The organism is Mangrovimonas sp. CR14, assembly GCF_011764015.1.
GTDB lineage: Bacteria > Bacteroidota > Bacteroidia > Flavobacteriales > Flavobacteriaceae > Mangrovimonas > Mangrovimonas futianensis.
Window position 1 is genome coordinate 485,666 of sequence record NZ_JAAFZY010000002.1, and the last position, 18,037, is coordinate 503,702.

The 18,037-nt window shown below is 36.2% G+C and carries 13 protein-coding genes; 1 reads left to right on the plus strand and 12 read right to left on the minus strand.

The features are described 5' to 3' along the window. Positions 1-10: 10 nt before the first annotated feature. A complete protein-coding gene (locus GZ212_RS05390; protein ID WP_166957934.1) occupies positions 11-610 on the minus strand; it encodes a hypothetical protein in 600 nt (199 codons plus the stop codon). Between the two features lie 394 nt (positions 611-1,004). Here GZ212_RS05390 and GZ212_RS05395 point away from each other — a divergent pair, with 394 nt between their 5' ends. Further along, positions 1,005-1,781, plus strand: coding sequence for a CPBP family intramembrane glutamic endopeptidase (locus GZ212_RS05395; protein WP_166957936.1), 777 nt, complete (start codon positions 1,005-1,007; stop codon positions 1,779-1,781). A gap of 242 nt (positions 1,782-2,023) precedes the next feature. Here GZ212_RS05395 and GZ212_RS05400 read toward each other — a convergent pair whose 3' ends face one another. From GZ212_RS05400 to GZ212_RS05450, 11 genes are all read right to left on the minus strand, one after another. Further along, positions 2,024-3,274, minus strand: a complete 1,251-nt coding sequence (locus GZ212_RS05400) for a T9SS type A sorting domain-containing protein (RefSeq protein WP_166957938.1) — start codon at positions 3,272-3,274, stop codon at positions 2,024-2,026. Positions 3,275-3,289: 15 nt separating this feature from the next. Beyond that, on the minus strand, positions 3,290-5,155 hold the full coding sequence (locus GZ212_RS05405) for a cellulase family glycosylhydrolase (RefSeq protein ID WP_166957940.1): 1,866 nt from the start codon (positions 5,153-5,155) through the stop codon (positions 3,290-3,292). Positions 5,156-5,181: 26 nt separating this feature from the next. Beyond that, positions 5,182-5,529, minus strand: a complete 348-nt coding sequence (locus GZ212_RS05410; RefSeq protein ID WP_166957942.1) for a hypothetical protein — start codon at positions 5,527-5,529, stop codon at positions 5,182-5,184. A gap of 48 nt (positions 5,530-5,577) precedes the next feature. Continuing rightward, the gene (locus GZ212_RS05415; protein ID WP_166957944.1) at positions 5,578-7,302 is read right to left on the minus strand and encodes a Calx-beta domain-containing protein; all 1,725 of its coding nucleotides are present in this window, start codon (positions 7,300-7,302) and stop codon (positions 5,578-5,580) included. 151 nt (positions 7,303-7,453) lie between these two features. Continuing rightward, complete coding sequence (locus GZ212_RS05420; protein WP_166957946.1) at positions 7,454-8,926, minus strand: sulfatase; 1,473 nt, start codon at positions 8,924-8,926, stop codon at positions 7,454-7,456. An 87-nt stretch (positions 8,927-9,013) separates the two neighbouring features. Further along, complete coding sequence (locus tag GZ212_RS05425; RefSeq protein WP_166957948.1) at positions 9,014-10,699, minus strand: sulfatase; 1,686 nt, start codon at positions 10,697-10,699, stop codon at positions 9,014-9,016. Further along, complete coding sequence (locus GZ212_RS05430; RefSeq protein WP_166957950.1) at positions 10,699-12,456, minus strand: endo-1,4-beta-xylanase; 1,758 nt, start codon at positions 12,454-12,456, stop codon at positions 10,699-10,701. The genes GZ212_RS05425 and GZ212_RS05430 overlap by 1 nt, the downstream gene beginning before the upstream one ends. Positions 12,457-12,495: 39 nt before the next feature. Beyond that, positions 12,496-13,926, minus strand: a complete 1,431-nt coding sequence (locus GZ212_RS05435; protein WP_166957952.1) for a sulfatase — start codon at positions 13,924-13,926, stop codon at positions 12,496-12,498. Then, positions 13,919-15,715, minus strand: coding sequence for an alpha-L-fucosidase (locus tag GZ212_RS05440; RefSeq protein ID WP_166957954.1), 1,797 nt, complete (start codon positions 15,713-15,715; stop codon positions 13,919-13,921). Before GZ212_RS05440 ends, GZ212_RS05435 begins: the two co-directional genes overlap by 8 nt. Positions 15,716-15,746: 31 nt before the next feature. Continuing rightward, positions 15,747-16,526, minus strand: a complete 780-nt coding sequence (locus GZ212_RS05445) for an alpha/beta hydrolase (RefSeq protein WP_166957956.1) — start codon at positions 16,524-16,526, stop codon at positions 15,747-15,749. A gap of 75 nt (positions 16,527-16,601) precedes the next feature. Next, positions 16,602-18,032 carry a sulfatase gene (locus GZ212_RS05450; RefSeq protein WP_166957959.1) on the minus strand — a complete coding sequence of 477 codons (1,431 nt, stop codon included), beginning with the start codon at positions 18,030-18,032 and terminating at the stop codon, positions 16,602-16,604. Positions 18,033-18,037: the final 5 nt, after the last annotated feature.

The following is an 18,037-nucleotide window of genomic DNA, read 5'->3' on the forward strand; positions in this document are numbered from 1 at the left end:
AGCAAGCTGACTATAAATTTTCATCGCAGTGATGCGAGAAAAGTATTTTTTCCAATTTATAATCGTAACTAACTGTTTTTAAACACTCTTTAGATCTATAGTTGTACCACAACTTGTAAGTATAACCATCTTTTTGAAACAACTTGATTTCCTTGAAATTATCATCTTGTAGTTTACGATACATACTTGTAGCAGATCCATTGACATAGGTTTGGTAATTATCATGGCTTCTATCATTATCATAGGAGTGATAAAAGTCGCGTCTATCTCTATCTCTATCTCTATATCTATCCCTATCTCTATTATTGTTATATGACGAACTACTACCATCATCATCACAATTACTTGAATTTGACTTGTAAATTGATTTCACACGACCATCTGAAACACGAACCATAACACATTTGTCTCTTCTTCTACTCCACCAATATTGGTGTATGGTGTTCCCTGCCTTATTGGATTTTATAAAGCGATACCCTTCATCTTCCATGGCATTATCTAAGGAACTGGCTCTTGCATCAACCAAATCCCTAAGTTCATCTACATTAGATTGTCCATAAGATGCCAAACCTATTAAAACAATGGCACCCGTTAAAAACATTTTTTTCATAATTTAATAGCTTAAAATTTCTCTTTTAAATATAATTAATAAAAATTTTCCTACCAATAAAAGGATTTCTAAAAATTTGACTTTAAAACATTTACAAAATAACTCACGGCATCCTCATTTAGCACTTAAATTGTAAATATCTAAAAATCATAACATTGACTCCCCTGACAAAGTATAATCCCTTTCTTTTTATGAGTTAAATTTTTTCATAAAAACATCAATTTAAATATCAATTAATAAGCAATTGAATAGATTTCTCTGTTAAAAAACTACAAATTGAAAAAGTTTTAAAGCAGAAAAAACATCATCCATGAAAAAATCACCCTTTTGAAATAAAAAAATAACTAACTTGAGAATGAATTTTTTTTAACTAATCCAACTTAATCCCCTTTTTATGAAAAAAATAGCCTTAGTTCCCGCTTTCCTTATTTTTCTTGTTTGGTTCTTTTTTACCTTTGGCCTTCAATTTGTCATGGGGACTCATGAATCAGGCATTGATCTAAGTGAGATTGTTTCGAAGCAATTAAACTACGGCATCTTTTTATCGGCCCTAACCTGTTTAATTTTTGCCTATTTTGGAAAACATCAAATACGGGTAGGCTTAAGTGGCTCAAGGAAATTTACTGATAAAGTTATAATCATTCCCATCATATTTATCATTATCGCTCAAATTGGAGCTTTTACCGGTGGCGCCTATTCCAACTCCTCTTTTGTTACTTGGGTTTTAATCAACACCTTGTTCGTAGGTATTTCTGAAGAGATGATGTTTCGTGGCATTTTTATGAGTTCTTTTACCAATAAATTTGGGTATTGGCCTGCGGTTATTTGGACCTCACTGATTTTTGGAGGCATCCACGTCCTTAATGGTTTTATAACTGGCGATTTTGCTATGGCTACACTTCAAGCGTTTATGGCAACGTGTTCTGGATTGTTGTTTCTTGCCATTAGGGTTAGAACTTTAAGTATTATCACTGCCATTATTTTACATTGGATTTGGGACTTCACAGTATTCATTTCAGGAACAGTAATAACGCCTACAGAAGACTTGGTTAGCTTGATTCCGTCCATGCTATTAGTAATAGCACCGGTTCTCTTTGGGATTATTGGTATTCTATCCCTTCGCAACAAAAAAGCCGCAGAAGCTTATGTTGCAAGTCAAGCAGAAGGATAAACACTACCCTAGAAAATAGCCAACCTAATAGGACACCTAAAACGGAAGAAAAGGCTACTTTTCAGTAACCTATAAACACAAAAAAAGCCCCAATTTCTTGGAGCTCTTTATTTGCTTATAACTTATCTATAAAGATTCTAATCTAAATAGAATTTGCTACCCTAAGTTATCAAGCAATTGCTATTAATAAATTGACTAAAACAAATTCGAAAAGACTCCATGGAGCTTTCTTTATATGACAGTTATTTTACAACGATTCTTTTCACTAATCTTTGCCCGTAGATATCCTCTATAGCCAATAAATAGATTCCTGTTTTCACAGATGAAACATCTAACCGTCCATCAATCAACTGGTTTGACTGTAATACTTTTTTTCCTGTAACATCAAATAAAGTCACTTTATCCACAACTACACCAGAGATATTGATAACCCCATGACTTACTGGGTTAGGAAATATTTGTGCCTGTAACACTGAATTTTCTTCAACATTTAAAGTACCACCAGAGCTAAATACGATCCTGTCGATTACAAAATCTCCAGGAGATGAAGCATTACCATTATTTGTATCTCTAATAATAACTTGAATATTCTGTGTCATCCCTAACCAATAAGCAACACCTCCATTCAGCTCTTGGGAAAGATCAACGGAGAATGTTGCAAAATTACCCATAGATGTAGCCATGTCGTAGGATTTTCCTTTATATGAACTATAATCATCAACGGGACTCTGCCATTGCACTCTAAACTGGTTATTAAGAGAAGATTCATTTTTATATACCATGTGCATCCAATGATAAGAATCTGCATCTATGGTTCCAGGATAAATAACCTTTCCGTTTTCACCAACATTTGGAGTTATGGTCATATTTCCACCTGCCACAGAAATAGTTGAGCTGTTTTCTTCCCATCCTTCAGAATCACCATCTGAGTTAAATTCAAAAGCTACTTCTGTTCCAGGCTCCGTATTCTCCGCCACTATTTCAATCTCATCAATTTTTAGACTTCCAGAAATAGTTGGTCCTGATTTAATTCTTAGACCCAGACGAGAAATATCACCACTGGCATTTGGACTTGATGGAATAGTTATGACATACTCATTAAATCCAGATCCGTAAGGAATTTCAAAATCCTGTTTCCCAGCTGAACCCCAACTAGTACTTCCTGTTGGAAGATTACCTAATTGGAACGTTGTATGTTGAGCTCCATCAACCATGATTAAATTCTCAGCAATAATCCTAACCGTCATGTATTCAGAAGAAGATAATTCTGGGCTAAAATCAGAATTTTGATTCATACCTGCATATCCTCCAGGGAAATCACCTCCGCCATCGCCTTGAAGTGTATAGATACCTCCTGAAACATCCCAACCTGGAGCTCCAGAATTTGCCCAACCTTCATTATCACCATCGGTGTTGAAATCGTAAACTATTGATTGAGCCTGGGAAACCATAGCAACAAACAACATTGTAAATAATAAAGTAATTTTTTTCATAATATTAGTATTAGATTATTGGTTAATAATTAGTTTTTTAATTTGCGTATCCCCCTGCTTTGTACGCATTCTTATAAAGTAAAGCCCTCGGTTTACATTTGGTAGTGTTACCAAATTCCCGTTGAAGGACAAAGGAAATACTTGCCCAGTTACCGAAACCAAATCCATGTTTTCAACATGCTCTAGATGCTTTCCAGAAATATGCACATAGTTTGAGGAGGTGGGGTTCGGATAAATTTTATATTCATTTGTCATTTGCAATTCTGCCACCGAAAGAGAAGACAAATCTGTCATTGAAAAATCATCAAAGTAATAGGTCCCTTGGTCCCTTCCACACAAAACTTGCAATTGTAAGGCCGTAACAGCTGAAGGAATTTCAAAATCACTTTCAAAATATTCAAAAGTTGAGGACAAGGTATTTATCGAACCAAACAGATAACTAGTACTTGTTCCTTCAACAACCTTCAATCGTATTCTGAAAGCTTGATCCTCAACAGATCCTTTAGCGAAACATGAAAATCGTAATGTGGTATCCCCATAAGTGGAGGCATCAACTTCCAAATTCCTTAACATAACAGAATTCCAAGCGCCTGAGGCAGAAGCCACATCTACTTGCATGGTCAATCCGTAATAGGAATTAGCTGAAGTGGCATTTTCATTAGTGGCTTCAGACACTCCTTGAATAAAAAGATCCCACCCCGTATCATATCCACATTCAACATCAGCATTGGTAATAATCCCTGAAGTTTCGCAAGCTTCAGAATTTTCTCCTAGCAAAGCCTCTTTTACATCTTCTACCCAGGTTTGGGAACTTACCAAATAAATGGATTTATTGGCCTTCTCTCCGGCATCCCAGGCAGTAAAACTGAACCCTCTGCTAATAGCTGCCTCAGCTACATATTCATGATATAAAACTCTAGAGGCGTTATCGGGTCCGCCATAAGGACTGTAAGTACCATTATAATAATTGTAGCCTTCGACATTATCGGCTCCAAACTCGCCAAGAAACACAGGCACATTATTGGTAGCAGCCCAATCCATCACCTGATCAAAGTGGTTATCTATATTAGCCATATCGGCTTCTGTTCCCCAATCAAAATCATTCCAATTCTCTTTGGAAGAACTCGTAAAAGCAAACGGTTTGTAATAATGGAAAGTGGGTATCAAAAAGTTGTCACTGACCAAAAAATCAGTAGGCAACTGCAATGGTGCTTCCCAAGAGTTCACGCCGCCTCCATTTACAATGACATTGCGGGTTGGATTGGTTAACCGAATGATATCTAAAATCTCTTGATTGATAAAATTGACTTCATCAGCATTCATACTGAAATAAGCTTCATTCATAATCTCAAATAGCAGATCTTCTGATTTGCTCTGAAACCTTTCAGAAATATCTCTCCAGATGGCTCTAAAGCGATCCTCTGCGGCCAATCGGTCATTTCCTACGCGGTAATAATCACTCTCTTCATTGTAGCTTTCCCAGAACCAATGGTCGCCATGAACATCAATAATGGCCACCATTCCATTATTAAGAGCCCAATCGGTTACTTCTTCAACGCGATCTAAATAAGATTCGTTAACCAAATAATCGTCCGGACTCCCAATATAATTCCCTCCACCGTCTTCATAGGTCACCTCATCAAATGGTGTGGTTTGGGTATCAAACCTAATGGGAATTCTTACCGTTTCAAATCCAGCGATTGCCACGTTTTCAAAATAACTTTCTTCAACAGGGTCTGCCCAGTTCCCCTCATATGGAGCACTTAGGGTATTCCCAAGGTTAATTCCTCGCCCCATCCTTTCTACCATTTGAAATGGTGTGGCTTGAGCAAATCCTATAAAAGGACTTAAAAAGTAAACAATGGCAATCAAATTTTTCACTAGTCTTTTCCTTTTTAAATGACTTATTAGTCTTCAGACATTTGGTCCTTACCTTTTTTCCTTGCCTTTTTTTGGTCTTTAGTCAAAACGTCATTAAAGATTTGCTTAAAATACTTTTTGTTTATAGCTTTCATTTTATCCTGATCTCCCCCTGCTTTTCGCTCTATTTTTAACTCTTGTAAACGAGCCAAGTGTAATTCATAAACCTGATCTTTTTGTTCCTTTGACAAAGCCAAAGATTTATCCCCTTCAACTATTTGTTCATTCAATTCATTGACTTTTTCCATGGCCTTTTCCTTCATGTTATCAGATTGCGAAAATCCAGTAATTGTGAGTCCAAGAATTAAAATAAAAGTTGTTATTATTTTTTTCATTTCTATTAAATTTAAATTAGTTGTTGATAATATTAGTTTGTTGTGTTATTAATTAAAAACCTTCAAGTTGTCTAACCTCCATTGTGTTTTCCAATAAGTATCATCAATCGTTTGGAAAACCCTAACTGAGACATAAAAATTAGACTCAGGTGAAATATTCATTTCCTTTCTTTTGTAATTACTGATAGCATATCCCTCAGACTCCATATCCATAGCAGTTTCCACATCTATTTCAATCCAATCACTTTCATTCCAGACTCCAGAACCCGTGTAAGATGTAGAATAGTAAAAGGTAACCACTGCATTATTAAATTGTGGCGCTTGATTATAAGTTAAATCAAGAGATACGGTCACGTCTCCAGAAACTTCCATTAGAGGAGAAATCACCACGTTATCAATAACACCATTTCCATTCTGAGCATTACTATAAAAAAGGACCAAGCCACCATCCGATGTTTGAGTGACATCATCCACATCGGCATACTTCCCAGCGTTAATATTGTATTTAAATTTTTTAGTATCAGGTAAGTCTTGAGCAGGTAGAGAAAATGCTTCAAAACCTACCTCTTCTAGTTGTGAAACGGTGGCATCTTCAAACGTTTGAAGAAAATTAAAGGATGCGAAGTCATTATCCTCAATCGTCATGGTCATTTCCTGAACATTTACCCCTGGTAATAAACCTCCCGTAACTGAAGTAATAGTTAAGACAATATCCTCGGCCTCTTCTAAATCTGAATCATCTAGTATTTCTAAATTCAAAGTGGCAGAACTAGAACCAGCTGGAATCATTAGCACATACGGATTTGTAGAACCTCCATCTACCGTAAAATCTGAACCTAGAGTAGCATCTCCCGAAAAACTGATTTCAACAGTAGCATCAGCTGTAGTAGTTCCTGATATATCAAACAACACTGCTACTGTACCATCCCCTTCGTTAACAGACATTGATGACGTAGTAAAATCCATCACCGGATTGGGGCTTGCGTCATCATTTATAATGGTCACTACAGTTTGTGAAGTGGCCCCAATAGTTAGTCCGCCATCTACTTCTGAAATAGCAAAGAGAATATCCTTATCTGCTTCAAATTCATCATTATCAATTGAAAGTATATTGAAGTTTGCGGAAGTTGCACCTCCTGGCACGTTTAAAGTGAAGGTATTTGACGATTGTCCTTCAATCGTATAATCTGTACCATAAACCGCATCTCCTGTAGCTTCTATGGTAATTGCACCTCCATCTGTGGTTGCTTGGTCAAATGATAAATTAACAGTAGTCGGTAAGGTATCATTCTCATCCATTTCTTGAGAAACACTCTCAAAATTCACAAGAGCTATGTTTGGGTCATCATTTTCTATTATCCTGAAGGTTAAAACATTTTGTTCTCCTACCTGTAAACTACCAGAAGCTTCACTTATGGTTACGGTCAAATATTTATCCTCCCCAATGACATCATCGTCAATAGGTTTTATGGAAAATGTGGATAACAATCCACCTGCAGGCACCTCCATTGTGAAATTGGAAGCGTTGGCACTCGTTTCATAATCTACGCCATATTGAGCGCCTGTTATATCAATGGTATAAGAACCACCTCCATGGTACACATTGTCCATACCAACATTTATAGATAAGGCGGCCGTAGCATTTTCAATTTCAACCAATTCTTCTAATGAAAAATTAACGTTTGCTGTTCCCCCATAGTTGGACTCATCATCCTCACAGGCAAACAGAATACTCGTAATTATCAATAGTGTTGTTAAAAGCTTGCTTTTCATAGTTTGTGTTAATTTTGCATGATAAAATTCCTAAAATTTATAAAAATCAAGGTTTAATAATTGTCAGATAGGGTTCGAAAATTGTGATAACTGTAATTTTTACAGTGTAAATTTGAATAAAGAGCAATAAATTAGGGTTCCTATTAAAAAACTAATACCCCTCGATATTCATTTTATAATTGGCATGCAAAACGGAATGAAGTTGCTTTACGATATCCTGATAGGCAAGTTTACCCACCACATTTTCATTTTCATCTGGATCCAAATTAAGGTCGTAAAGCATACTATCTACTAAAGACCCATCTTGGAGATTAATGTATTCTGTATAGCTATAATTTGGAGTTTGCAATGTAAAGCCATTGCCTTTTTTAATCAAAATATAATCCTTCCCTGGTAAGTTTGGATTCTCTAGAATAGGGACCAGACTCTTACCATCTAACTTATCTTTTGGCATTTGAAGTTCACACAATTCTGCCAAGGTCGGATAAATATCTACAAGCTCTACAAGTGCATTGGATGATGTTCCATTATTTTTTGAAAATGGATTGTAAATAATCAATGGAACTTTGGTAGATGTGCGGTAGTTGGTAAATTTGGCCCATTGGGTATGCTCTTGCAAATTATAACCGTGATCTGAAACCAAAACAACCAAGGTGTTGTCATCAAGATTTTGTTCTCGTAATTCCTTTAAAATTTTCCCAATCAAGGTATCAACATAACTTACCGTTGCATAATAACCATGTATAAGATCAACTGCCAACGAATCGCTCACTTGACCTTCTTTTGGAATCCCAGAATAAGCTCTCATTTCAGGCCATTTGCTTATGGATATGCTCGGTGCATTCTTGGGTACAAAATTATTGTAAGGTTGCTTAACACTATCCCTTGGATATAAATCCCAATATTTTTTAGGAGCATTAAATGGTAAATGCGGACTAATAAAGCCAGCTGTCAAAAAAAATGGAGTCTTCGAATTCTTTAATTTCTTCAGATCTCGTATAACCTTTTCCGTCATCAAACCATCTATATAAATGGAATCATGGACCGCTGCACTTTCAAAAGCTGGTCCTGTATTTGTCAATCGGTATTCCTCAATGTTTTCAGGCAATTGATAATCTTTCCAAAGCGATTGCCAATAATCAGTTGGAGATAATCCCAAGTCGTTCTCATCAAAAGCATATGGCCGCCATATTTCATCCCAGTCCTCTTCCCTATCATCGAGATGATGATAAATTTTTCCATTGGAAATAGTAGTATAACCATTCATCCGAAACAATTGAGGCAAAGTAACCGCATCAGGTGTTTCTTCTTCCACAAATGTATTATAATTCAGAAACCGATTCTTGGTTGGCAATAATCCTGTTAACATACTGGCTCTTGAGGCACCACAGACTGGTACATTACAATAAGCGTTATTGAACTTTATACCATTGACAGCTAAATTATCCATGTTTGGTGCAATTACCATGGGTTGTCCATAGGCAGCCCATTCTGGACGCAAGTCGTCCATATACAACAAAAGCACATTAGGTTTCAAATTTGCTGGTTGAAATAAGTCCCCTTTAAAACTCATGAAAATCAAAACCAACGACAACGATGCCAGTCCAATTATCTTTCTACGCATGTTAATAGTTTTCTACTATGATTAAAATGATGAATGTCTTCAAGCCTTCCTTTTCTAAAATCAATATTAAACAAGAAAGACTCCTATCTATAATTTATACCTTTTGATATCACTTTCTTTGTAGCCGATTCTTTGTGACATTGTATAAATGTAAAATCCTTGTTTTACATCAATTGGTTTAGAATACAACTTCCAGCCACTATCAAAATCTAATTTCTCATCAGGATTTTCTGAAATATAGTAGGCTACGGATGCTCCTTGTGTATCACAGTCTAAGGAAACTTCTCCATTTTCATAATTCAATTTAACGGGCTTGGTTATAGGCTGTTCAAATTGGGGCCACATGGCTGCAATCAATTCACTCTCTGGCATGGTGCCTAAATCTGGTCTATCCTTTTGAAATTCCTCCAAAGCATGTCTCATTTTGATTAGATCTTCTGTGTAGGTAGAATCCAATGCCAAATTATTGAGGTTATGAGGGTCCTTTTCCACATCATATAATTCCTCAATTTTTTTGGTTTCAAACCACATTTGTTCGATGGAATCTAGCTTACCTTGTTCTTGAAGCCCTAGAAAAACTGGCATCATTGGGATTTGTTTTCTGTACCCAACATCTTTGTATTTCGTTAGCTCTGGAAAATCATTTCTTAAGTAAAGAAACCGTTTATTCCTTATCGCCCTAATACGGTCTGAAAATTCATCAAATCGGTCAGAACTGCCGAATACAAAATCTCTTTCTTTTGCCTTGTAATCACCCATAAAAGCATGTCCCTCCATATAAGGCTTTGGTTTTTCGCCAATAAGGCTTAACATGGTAGGCGCCAAATCCACAAACGAAATCAGTTGGTCAGTTCTACCTACCGCACCATTAAGATTCTTTACCATAAAAGGAACCTTTAATCCTGAATCGTAAATTTCACGTTTTTGACGCGGTAGCGGTCCACCATGATCACTGTAGAAGAAAATAATGGTATTGTCATAAAGGTTGGCATCTTTCAATTCCTCAATAATCTTACCAACCTTAGCGTCCATAATCTCTATATTGCTGTAATTTCTTGCCACTGTTTCCCTTGTAGCCTTGTTATCTGGTAAATAAGGTGGAACAGGAACACCATCTGCATTTACCGTTAAAGGCCTATCTTCATGTTTCCATAATTGACTTTCATGGGTTTCATTGATATTAAAAACAGCAAAGAATGGTTGATTTTTGGATCTGTTTTTAAAATGGGCTTTGGGTCCATTTTCATCCCAAGCCGTAACTGGTGCCGCAAATTGATAATCCGTTTTTGGATTGTTTGTACAGAAATACCCCAATTCTCTCATATATTCTGTAAAACATTTAACATCTGGCGGAATCACGGCAGCATATTGTCTTATAGGATGACCTTCAAGATCATTCGTTTGATATGCTTCAGCAGATTTATATTCACGCTTTCCCCAACCTTGAACATCCATTCCAGTTCTCATATGCATGGTCCCAATACTGGTTGGGTACATACCCGTAATAATACTCGATCTGCTTGGAGCACACACCCCTACTGGAGCAAAGGCGTTGTCAAAAATCAAACTTTCTTTTGCCAATCGGTCTAAGTTTGGTGTTTGTGCCGTTGAATCTCCATAAAATGACAAGGTAGGACTGATATCCTCACAGGTTATCCAAACAATATTTGGTCTTTGCTTGCCTTCTTGTACCGAATTTTGACCCTTTTTTGTATCAAGATTTTCACAAGTAAACAAAAGAAGGACCATCAAAAAAATACTTCCTAGTCTCACTATATATTGATTTTGAATGTTGAATTTTTACGTGGCAATAAATCAAAAGTTCCTTTGATTACTTTTCCATCTTTTACAAAAGAATATTCATAGGTTCCAAAAAACCCCCTCCCAGATGCTTCCCCATTTTCATTGGTTTCACCATAAACATTGGTTTTCCATTCCTCATGAACCAAGGAGAAAAAAGCCTTCCCCATAACTCCTATTTGCCCATCTTCTGTATAGATATCTACTTTATCTCTGTCATCATCTGTACAACCCCAAAATAGAAACTCACTCACATAAGGGTGGCTAAAAGCTGCAATCATAAAATCTCTTGTGTACTGCTCTCTGATTTCGGGATCCTGAACATCCATGGTGAATTCAGACACTCCGATTTGTTTCCCAAGAGATGCGTAATAATTCAATAGTTCCAAAACCCTTTCTGGAGGCGTTAAATCACTTCCTATATGACATTGAATTCCGATACCTTGAACCAATCCGCCAGTGTTGGCATCAATCCGTTTGATAAAATCGTAATACCATTGTTGCTTTTTGGTATCAATTCCCCCTTTGCTTATGATCCCATATTCGTTGGTGTACCTTAAAGCTAGAGGCTGATGCTTTTTAGCTGCTTTAAAACCATCATACAGAATTTGTTCAGAACCTGTGATTTTCTGTAAGTCTTTATTGGTATAAGCCTCATTTACTACATCCCACTTAAAAATACGGCCTTTGGTAACTTCAAGCAGATTATTGACGTGGGTTTCCATAATCTCAGTAACCTTTTCGGGATTGTCCCTGTTTTGTCTAACCTCGGGAGTCAAATATTGAAACCCGGGCCAAATTAAAACATGTCCCTTGACATCAATATCATCTTTCTCCAAAACATCCAAAGCTTCTAAGGTTGCTTTTCTTTTATTCTCTCGATTCCAAGCTTTGATTTTTAAATCGTTTGCCAAGACCGTGTAATGAAACGCCTTTTTGAAGTTTTCATATTTAAGGTTCCCTTCAACTATGTCTTGTGCATCCATGGCTGCACCAAATGGAAATGCATGTTTTACCAATTTAATACTGATATTTTGGTGGGCAGCCGGTTGACCATCCTTAAGTAATTGAACCGTGAACTTGCCCTTTCTCAGCATCTCAATGCGCTCATTGGCTTTTTGGCGCCATTCGGCATCGGCTTCCATACCGACATAAGAAATTTTAGTTTTGGGTAAAGAGGTTACCTCTGTTCCTCTTGGATAAACTTGAAATTTAATATCCTTAATTAAAAATTCTTGAGGTTTGAACCCATATTGAAGAACCAATCTAAAATCATCTTTTGATATATCCCTTGTCGCCTGAAATGGAATAAAATATTCCTGCCAATCTGAAGAGATACTCAGAGTACTCGTGAGATTATCTTGATAAGATTCTGATTGCCTAAAGAGCCAAAGCATTTTTGCCTCCCCCGTTTCAAGTGAAGAAAAAACTGTTTTGGCCTGAAATGAAAGCAAGAATACCTGGTCCTTACTTAAATTGGTATGCTTCGTTGGTATTTTATTGGCTAGTTGATAGATAAATTGAGGTTGATCACTGGTTGTAACCGTAAAAATTTGCTCATCATCCACTTGGTTCATCGTTATCTTCCCGCTATCCTTGTCACTGGTTAGAAACCTCATTTTTGATGCATCAATGATATTGTGACCATTTATTATAGTCTGAGCTTTTACAAATCCGGTCATCAAAAAAAACAGGATAAGAAATTGCTTTCCTCTTTTAAAATTTTTCATGTTCAATAAATTTTTTCTCCTAATTGACGTTTAAATCTCTCAATCCTTTTTTGGACTTAATTTATAATTTGGATTTGGTCTTGGATCTTGATAGCTCGTTTCGTTTTTCCATTGTTCTAATTGTATCTTTAGTTTTTTGGACACTTCAGGAAAATCCTGATAGATATCCTTAGTTTCATATGGGTCCGTTGTTAAATGATACATATAATAAGAATGATTCTCAACCACTTCTGTTAACTTATACCCATCCATTTGAATTACATTCACCCATTGACTCCTGAATTCACGAGTTTTAGGATTATACCCAGCATAATTGGTATATTCCCAAATTAAGGCCTTCCTTTTTGTCTTGTTTTGAGATCCTAATAGGATAGGGGATAAATCTTCACCATCCAATTGATAGTTTTCTGGTTTTTGAGAGTTAGTTAAACCTAGAATAGTTGGGTAAAGGTCTATATGGATTATTGGCTCTTTGCTTAAAGTATTAAAAGCAATGTGGTTTGGCCATTTGAAAATATACGGAACACGTATACCTCCTTCAAAAGTTTCTCCTTTCACACCTTTATATGGCTGATTAAAGATATTGCTTTCGGTTTTGTAATGACCATTGTCACTAGTAAATATAACAATTGTATCATCTTCCAATCCTAATTCATTTAGTTTAGATAATAACTGACCTACACTATCATCTAAGCTCTTTATCATGGCTAAAACTTTAATTTCGTCAGGGCCTACCGAATCATTTCCTTGGAGTTTATTTTTAAAATGGTCAAGGTATTTTTTTTTAGGTTCTAGAGGTTTGTGAACCAAATAGTAGGGAACATATGCAAAGAAAGGATTTTTAGAAGCTTTGGCTTTTTTTATAAAATCAATAGTTTTTTCAGTTATATAATCGGCTGAATATAAAGACGCGTCTATGTTGTTTTGTTTAGGATAGGTTTTAAAGTTATAATGTCCAGTGATTTCAAAACCTTCATCAAAACCTTGATTTTGAATTTGAAGTTCGTTATGACCCAAATGCCATTTCCCATAAGCGGATGTCATGTAGCCATTAGCTTTTAAAGCTTCAGCTATTGTGATCTTATTTAAGGTTAGACCCACCCCAGAACCTTCTAAGTGGTAGTTGTCTGGAGGGAGATATTTCATTCCATTTAGTGTTTTTTCATCTTTTTTAAACCGGTCTGCAACCCGATACACTTGATGTCTCGGAACGTACTGGCCAGACATAATTGAAGCTCTGGAGGGCGCGCAAGTTGGATCGTTAGAATAACCATTAGTAAAATGCATCCCTTCGGAAAACAACTTATCAATATTTGGAGATTCCACAAGATGGTTACCATAACAGTTTAAGGCGTTAATACCTAGGTCATCTGCTAAAATAAATAAGATGTTAGGCTTATTTACAGTCTTGTTCTGAGCTTGCCCAATGTAAAGTATTAGGCAAGAAAGGAGAATTAAAAATTTATTCATAAACATTGAATGCGGTTATTTGAGTTGTATAAACACTTTCTAGAACATTAAATCGAATCGCTGTGATAGGAGCTCCATTCATCTTGACACGTAACCCCTCGCCAATAGTTTGTCCCGTAACTACTTTTTTCCAATAACCATAAATGTCTTTAGTCTCAATGCTGAATTTTCTTAGTGAATGCGAACGCATGTTTTCACTTAACAATATGGTCTTTATATTTTTAGGGGTTTTAAAATCTAATTGTAACCAAGGAGTTTTATCATTTTTTTCAGGTTCCCACCATGATTTCAGGTGAATCCCTTCACTAAACACGTTGCCTTTGGTTTTATAAATAACTTCAGGAGTGTTTTTTTCTTTGATATAGGAAGATGAAGATACCTCAAACTCCAATTTGCTAACTGGTTTTGCTTTCCAGGTTTCAATTCTCTCAAAGTGTTTAGGATTTTCTTTTAACTCAAGCGCTACAATATTATCTAGATGATTGTTATACTTGTTTTTATCAAATTTAAGAATAAGCCTATTGTCTTTAATTTCATAGCCTTCAAAACCATCAGTGATTCCTACAGCAGCAACTATTTCAGTAGGTAACTTGGGCAACTCAAAAATAGCCTGATTGTCATCAGATACTTTTTCTATAAAATGAAGGTATAATATATTGTCCTTTTGTGTCGAGGCTCCCCAGTCGCCTCCCATTAAAAATCCTCTTCGTGTGTTGTAAAGGGTATGACCATATTTTTTTAAAAAGGCTCCTACTCTATAACCTTCCTCTGCTTCTTCTTTAACAAATTCACCTTTTCCATTCGGGCCAAAATTAAGAAGTAAATTACCGCCATTACCTATAACTTGAATTAGCATTCCAATGATGGTTTCAGCAGGTTTTATAGGACCGTTTTTATGATAAAGCCATTTATCTGTCATGGTTAAGTTCGCCTCCCAATATCTGGGATGATTGACAGGACCTAGGCTTTGTTCCGGATTATCATAATCCCCTCGTAAGTTATCATCAGGCCACCCAAAACCAACGCGAGAATTAGACAACAGTCCCGGTTGGTCTTTTTTCATTTGTTTTAGAACATGATAAGAGTCCCATTGCCAGTACTTAGTTGCCAAATGATCCCAAAACACACCGTCAATTCGACCATAATCAGTGAATAACGTATTGATATGTTCTTTCATATAAGGAAGGTAATTTTCATAGTGACTCTCTCTTAAACAATCGGGCTGATGCCAATCAGGTTGTGAGTAATACCAAAACAATTTAATACCTGCCTTATGAGCTGCATCAGCTAATTGTTTACAGATATCCCTACCATATGGTGTATTCATAATATCGAAGTCCGTATTCTTAGCGTCAAAAAAACAGAAACCGTCATGATGTTTGGCTGTAAATACCAAATAGCTGGCACCAAATTCCTTTACTTGCTGCATCCATTTATCGGCATCAAAATTTACTGGGTTGAATTGTTTGTATAAGGTATCATACACCTCCGGTTTTACACCTTTTAAAGCCGGTTTTCCTGCACCTGGCCTTTCTCCAAATCGCCCCCAACTCAAAACGTCAGTTGCCAAAAGAGCTGGACCCCAATGCACGAAGATTCCTAATTTGGCATCTTTAAACCACTTCATATCCTCTTCGGAGGCAAGTAACTCTTTTTGTTGATCCAAGTTCACTTTCATGGATGTATCTTTTGGTTCAAATTGCCATTTTGCCTTGTAGGACATTTTCTTTTGAGCAAATGAGAATCCTCCACAAAGAATGATTAAGACTAGTGTTAGATTTTTCATCATAAATTTTTTAGGTTTTATTTTCTTAATCCAATTAAATGGTTGGCTCACCATCAAGATATCCCAACGATTTTAAAAAAAGATCTGTTTTCCTCAAGGTATCTATAAAATAATTTCCTTTGTTGAAGAATGAATGTGTTGCACCTTCGTATAAAAATAAATCACACCTACTACCGATGGCTTTCATCTTCTTTTCATATAGTTTAGATGATTCCAATGGTGTAGTCTTGTCTTTAGATCCAAAAAAGATTATGGTTGGAGGAGCTCCTTTGGTAATATTGTGCAAAGGAGATATTTCTAAATACCTGCCATTCATTCTGTTATACCCAAATCCCTTTTTACTGTTATCGTATACAGGATTAAATAGAACTAAAGCATTAGGTTTTGAACTAATACTTAAATCCTCTTTAGGTCCTTCCAAGCCTTCTATGTTACCACATGCTGCTGCCAAATGACCGCCTGCCGATCCACCACCAGCAGCTATCTTATTAGGGTTTATACATAACTTTTCGGCATGTTTTCTAACATATCTAATGGCAGATTTGGCGTCTTCAACGGCATCAAACGGTGTTGTACCATGTATTTTTTTAATTCTATAATCTACCGAAATGGCTATCATGCCTCTTGATGCTAAATAACTAGACTGTCTTTTAAAGGCTTTATAGTTTCCCGTATTCCAACCTCCCCCATGAAAAAATACAATGCTGTTGTATGCTTTATTTTTATTGAAATTTTGAGGTTTATAAATATGTAAATAGAGTTTAACTGTATCTACCAATTTGTATTGAATAGTTTCTGGTTGTATCTCGGGCATGGAAGACTGCCCTTGAATTGTGTAACACAAAATATTTATCCAAATTAGTAAAAATGCTCTCATAACAAATGGTTATTAAAACTTGGCTTTCCAATTATTTAATTCAGTTAATAAACTATTTGCTAGTTCAGGCATTTCTCCTGAAAGATTATGAGATTCTGAAGGGTCTTTTGAAATATTATAAAGCTCAGTTCTACCTTCTACATACCAATTAATCAACTTATAATCCCCTTTTCTAATGGCAGAAGATTTGGTATCTCCAGTATTTACAGGTCTTGCTTTTGAAGAGTGCCAAAAGACCGTTCTATTACTCCACTTTTCTTTATTATGAAGAATGGGCAGAAAACTCTTTCCTTCAGTCTCTAGTGATTTTTTAGTTGTAATATCCAACAAGGTTGGAAAAACATCCATGAGCACCACAAGAGATTCTTCATCTGTCTTAGGGTTAAATTGGCCCTTCCACTTTACAAAAAGAGGCACTTTAATTCCGCCTTCATATAACCAACCTTTTCCAGCCCGGAGCGGAAAATTTGTAGTAGCCAAATCTCTTTCTTTGGTTCCGTCATTGGAAAGTCCTCCATGATCTGAGGAAAAAACAACGATGGTGTTGTCTTCAATTTGCAAATCTTTAAGCAGTTGCAATAACTTACCCACATTTTCATCCATGGTTTCTACCATGGCCGCATACTTAGGATGATCTTGACGCATTTTGGTGCGCCCTGTTCCTTCTTTGATATATTCTGGTTGATTTCCAAAATCAAAATTTCGGATTTCTTCCTGATTCCTTTCAATATCTTTTTCCTTTGCTTCTAGCGGTTGATGGACTGCATAAAAAGAGAACATGGCCATAAAAGGTTTGTTTTTGTCTCTAGTTTTAATGTATGACATGACATTTTCTGTCATAACATCCATCAAATAGTCTCCATCTTTACTTACTTCATCTACATCTGGAATTGGCGTTTTCTTTGATTTACCATTGCCCCACTTTTGTTGGTTGAACGGATATAAAAAACTGATGGGAGAACCGGCATGACCAGCGGCAAAACTGAATTCATAACCAAATTCTTTTAAGCTCATCTCATCTCCCAAATGCCATTTCCCAAAATAAGCTGTTTGATATCCTGCTTTTTTAATGTTCTTTACAAAATTTTTATTTTCTGGAACATGGTCCATTTTAAATCCATCATCTGGAACATCCCCATTTTGAATAGGGTAATCTCCAGTCATCATGGCATATCTAGATGGGACACAACGCGGGTAATTGGCATAAGCGTTATTCAATACAACTGACTCTGATGCCAATTTATCTATATTGGGAGTTTGGTATATTTGGCTTCCATTGCAGCTTAAATCATGAAACCCCAAATCATCCACATGGATAATGAGTATGTTCGGTTTTTTGTCCAGAACTTGTGTTTCCTCCTCTGCGACAGTTGTAGTAGAATTGCATGAATTCAACACCAAACCGATAATCCCTATAAAAATTAAAAACCTATAACCGTTCATACCTC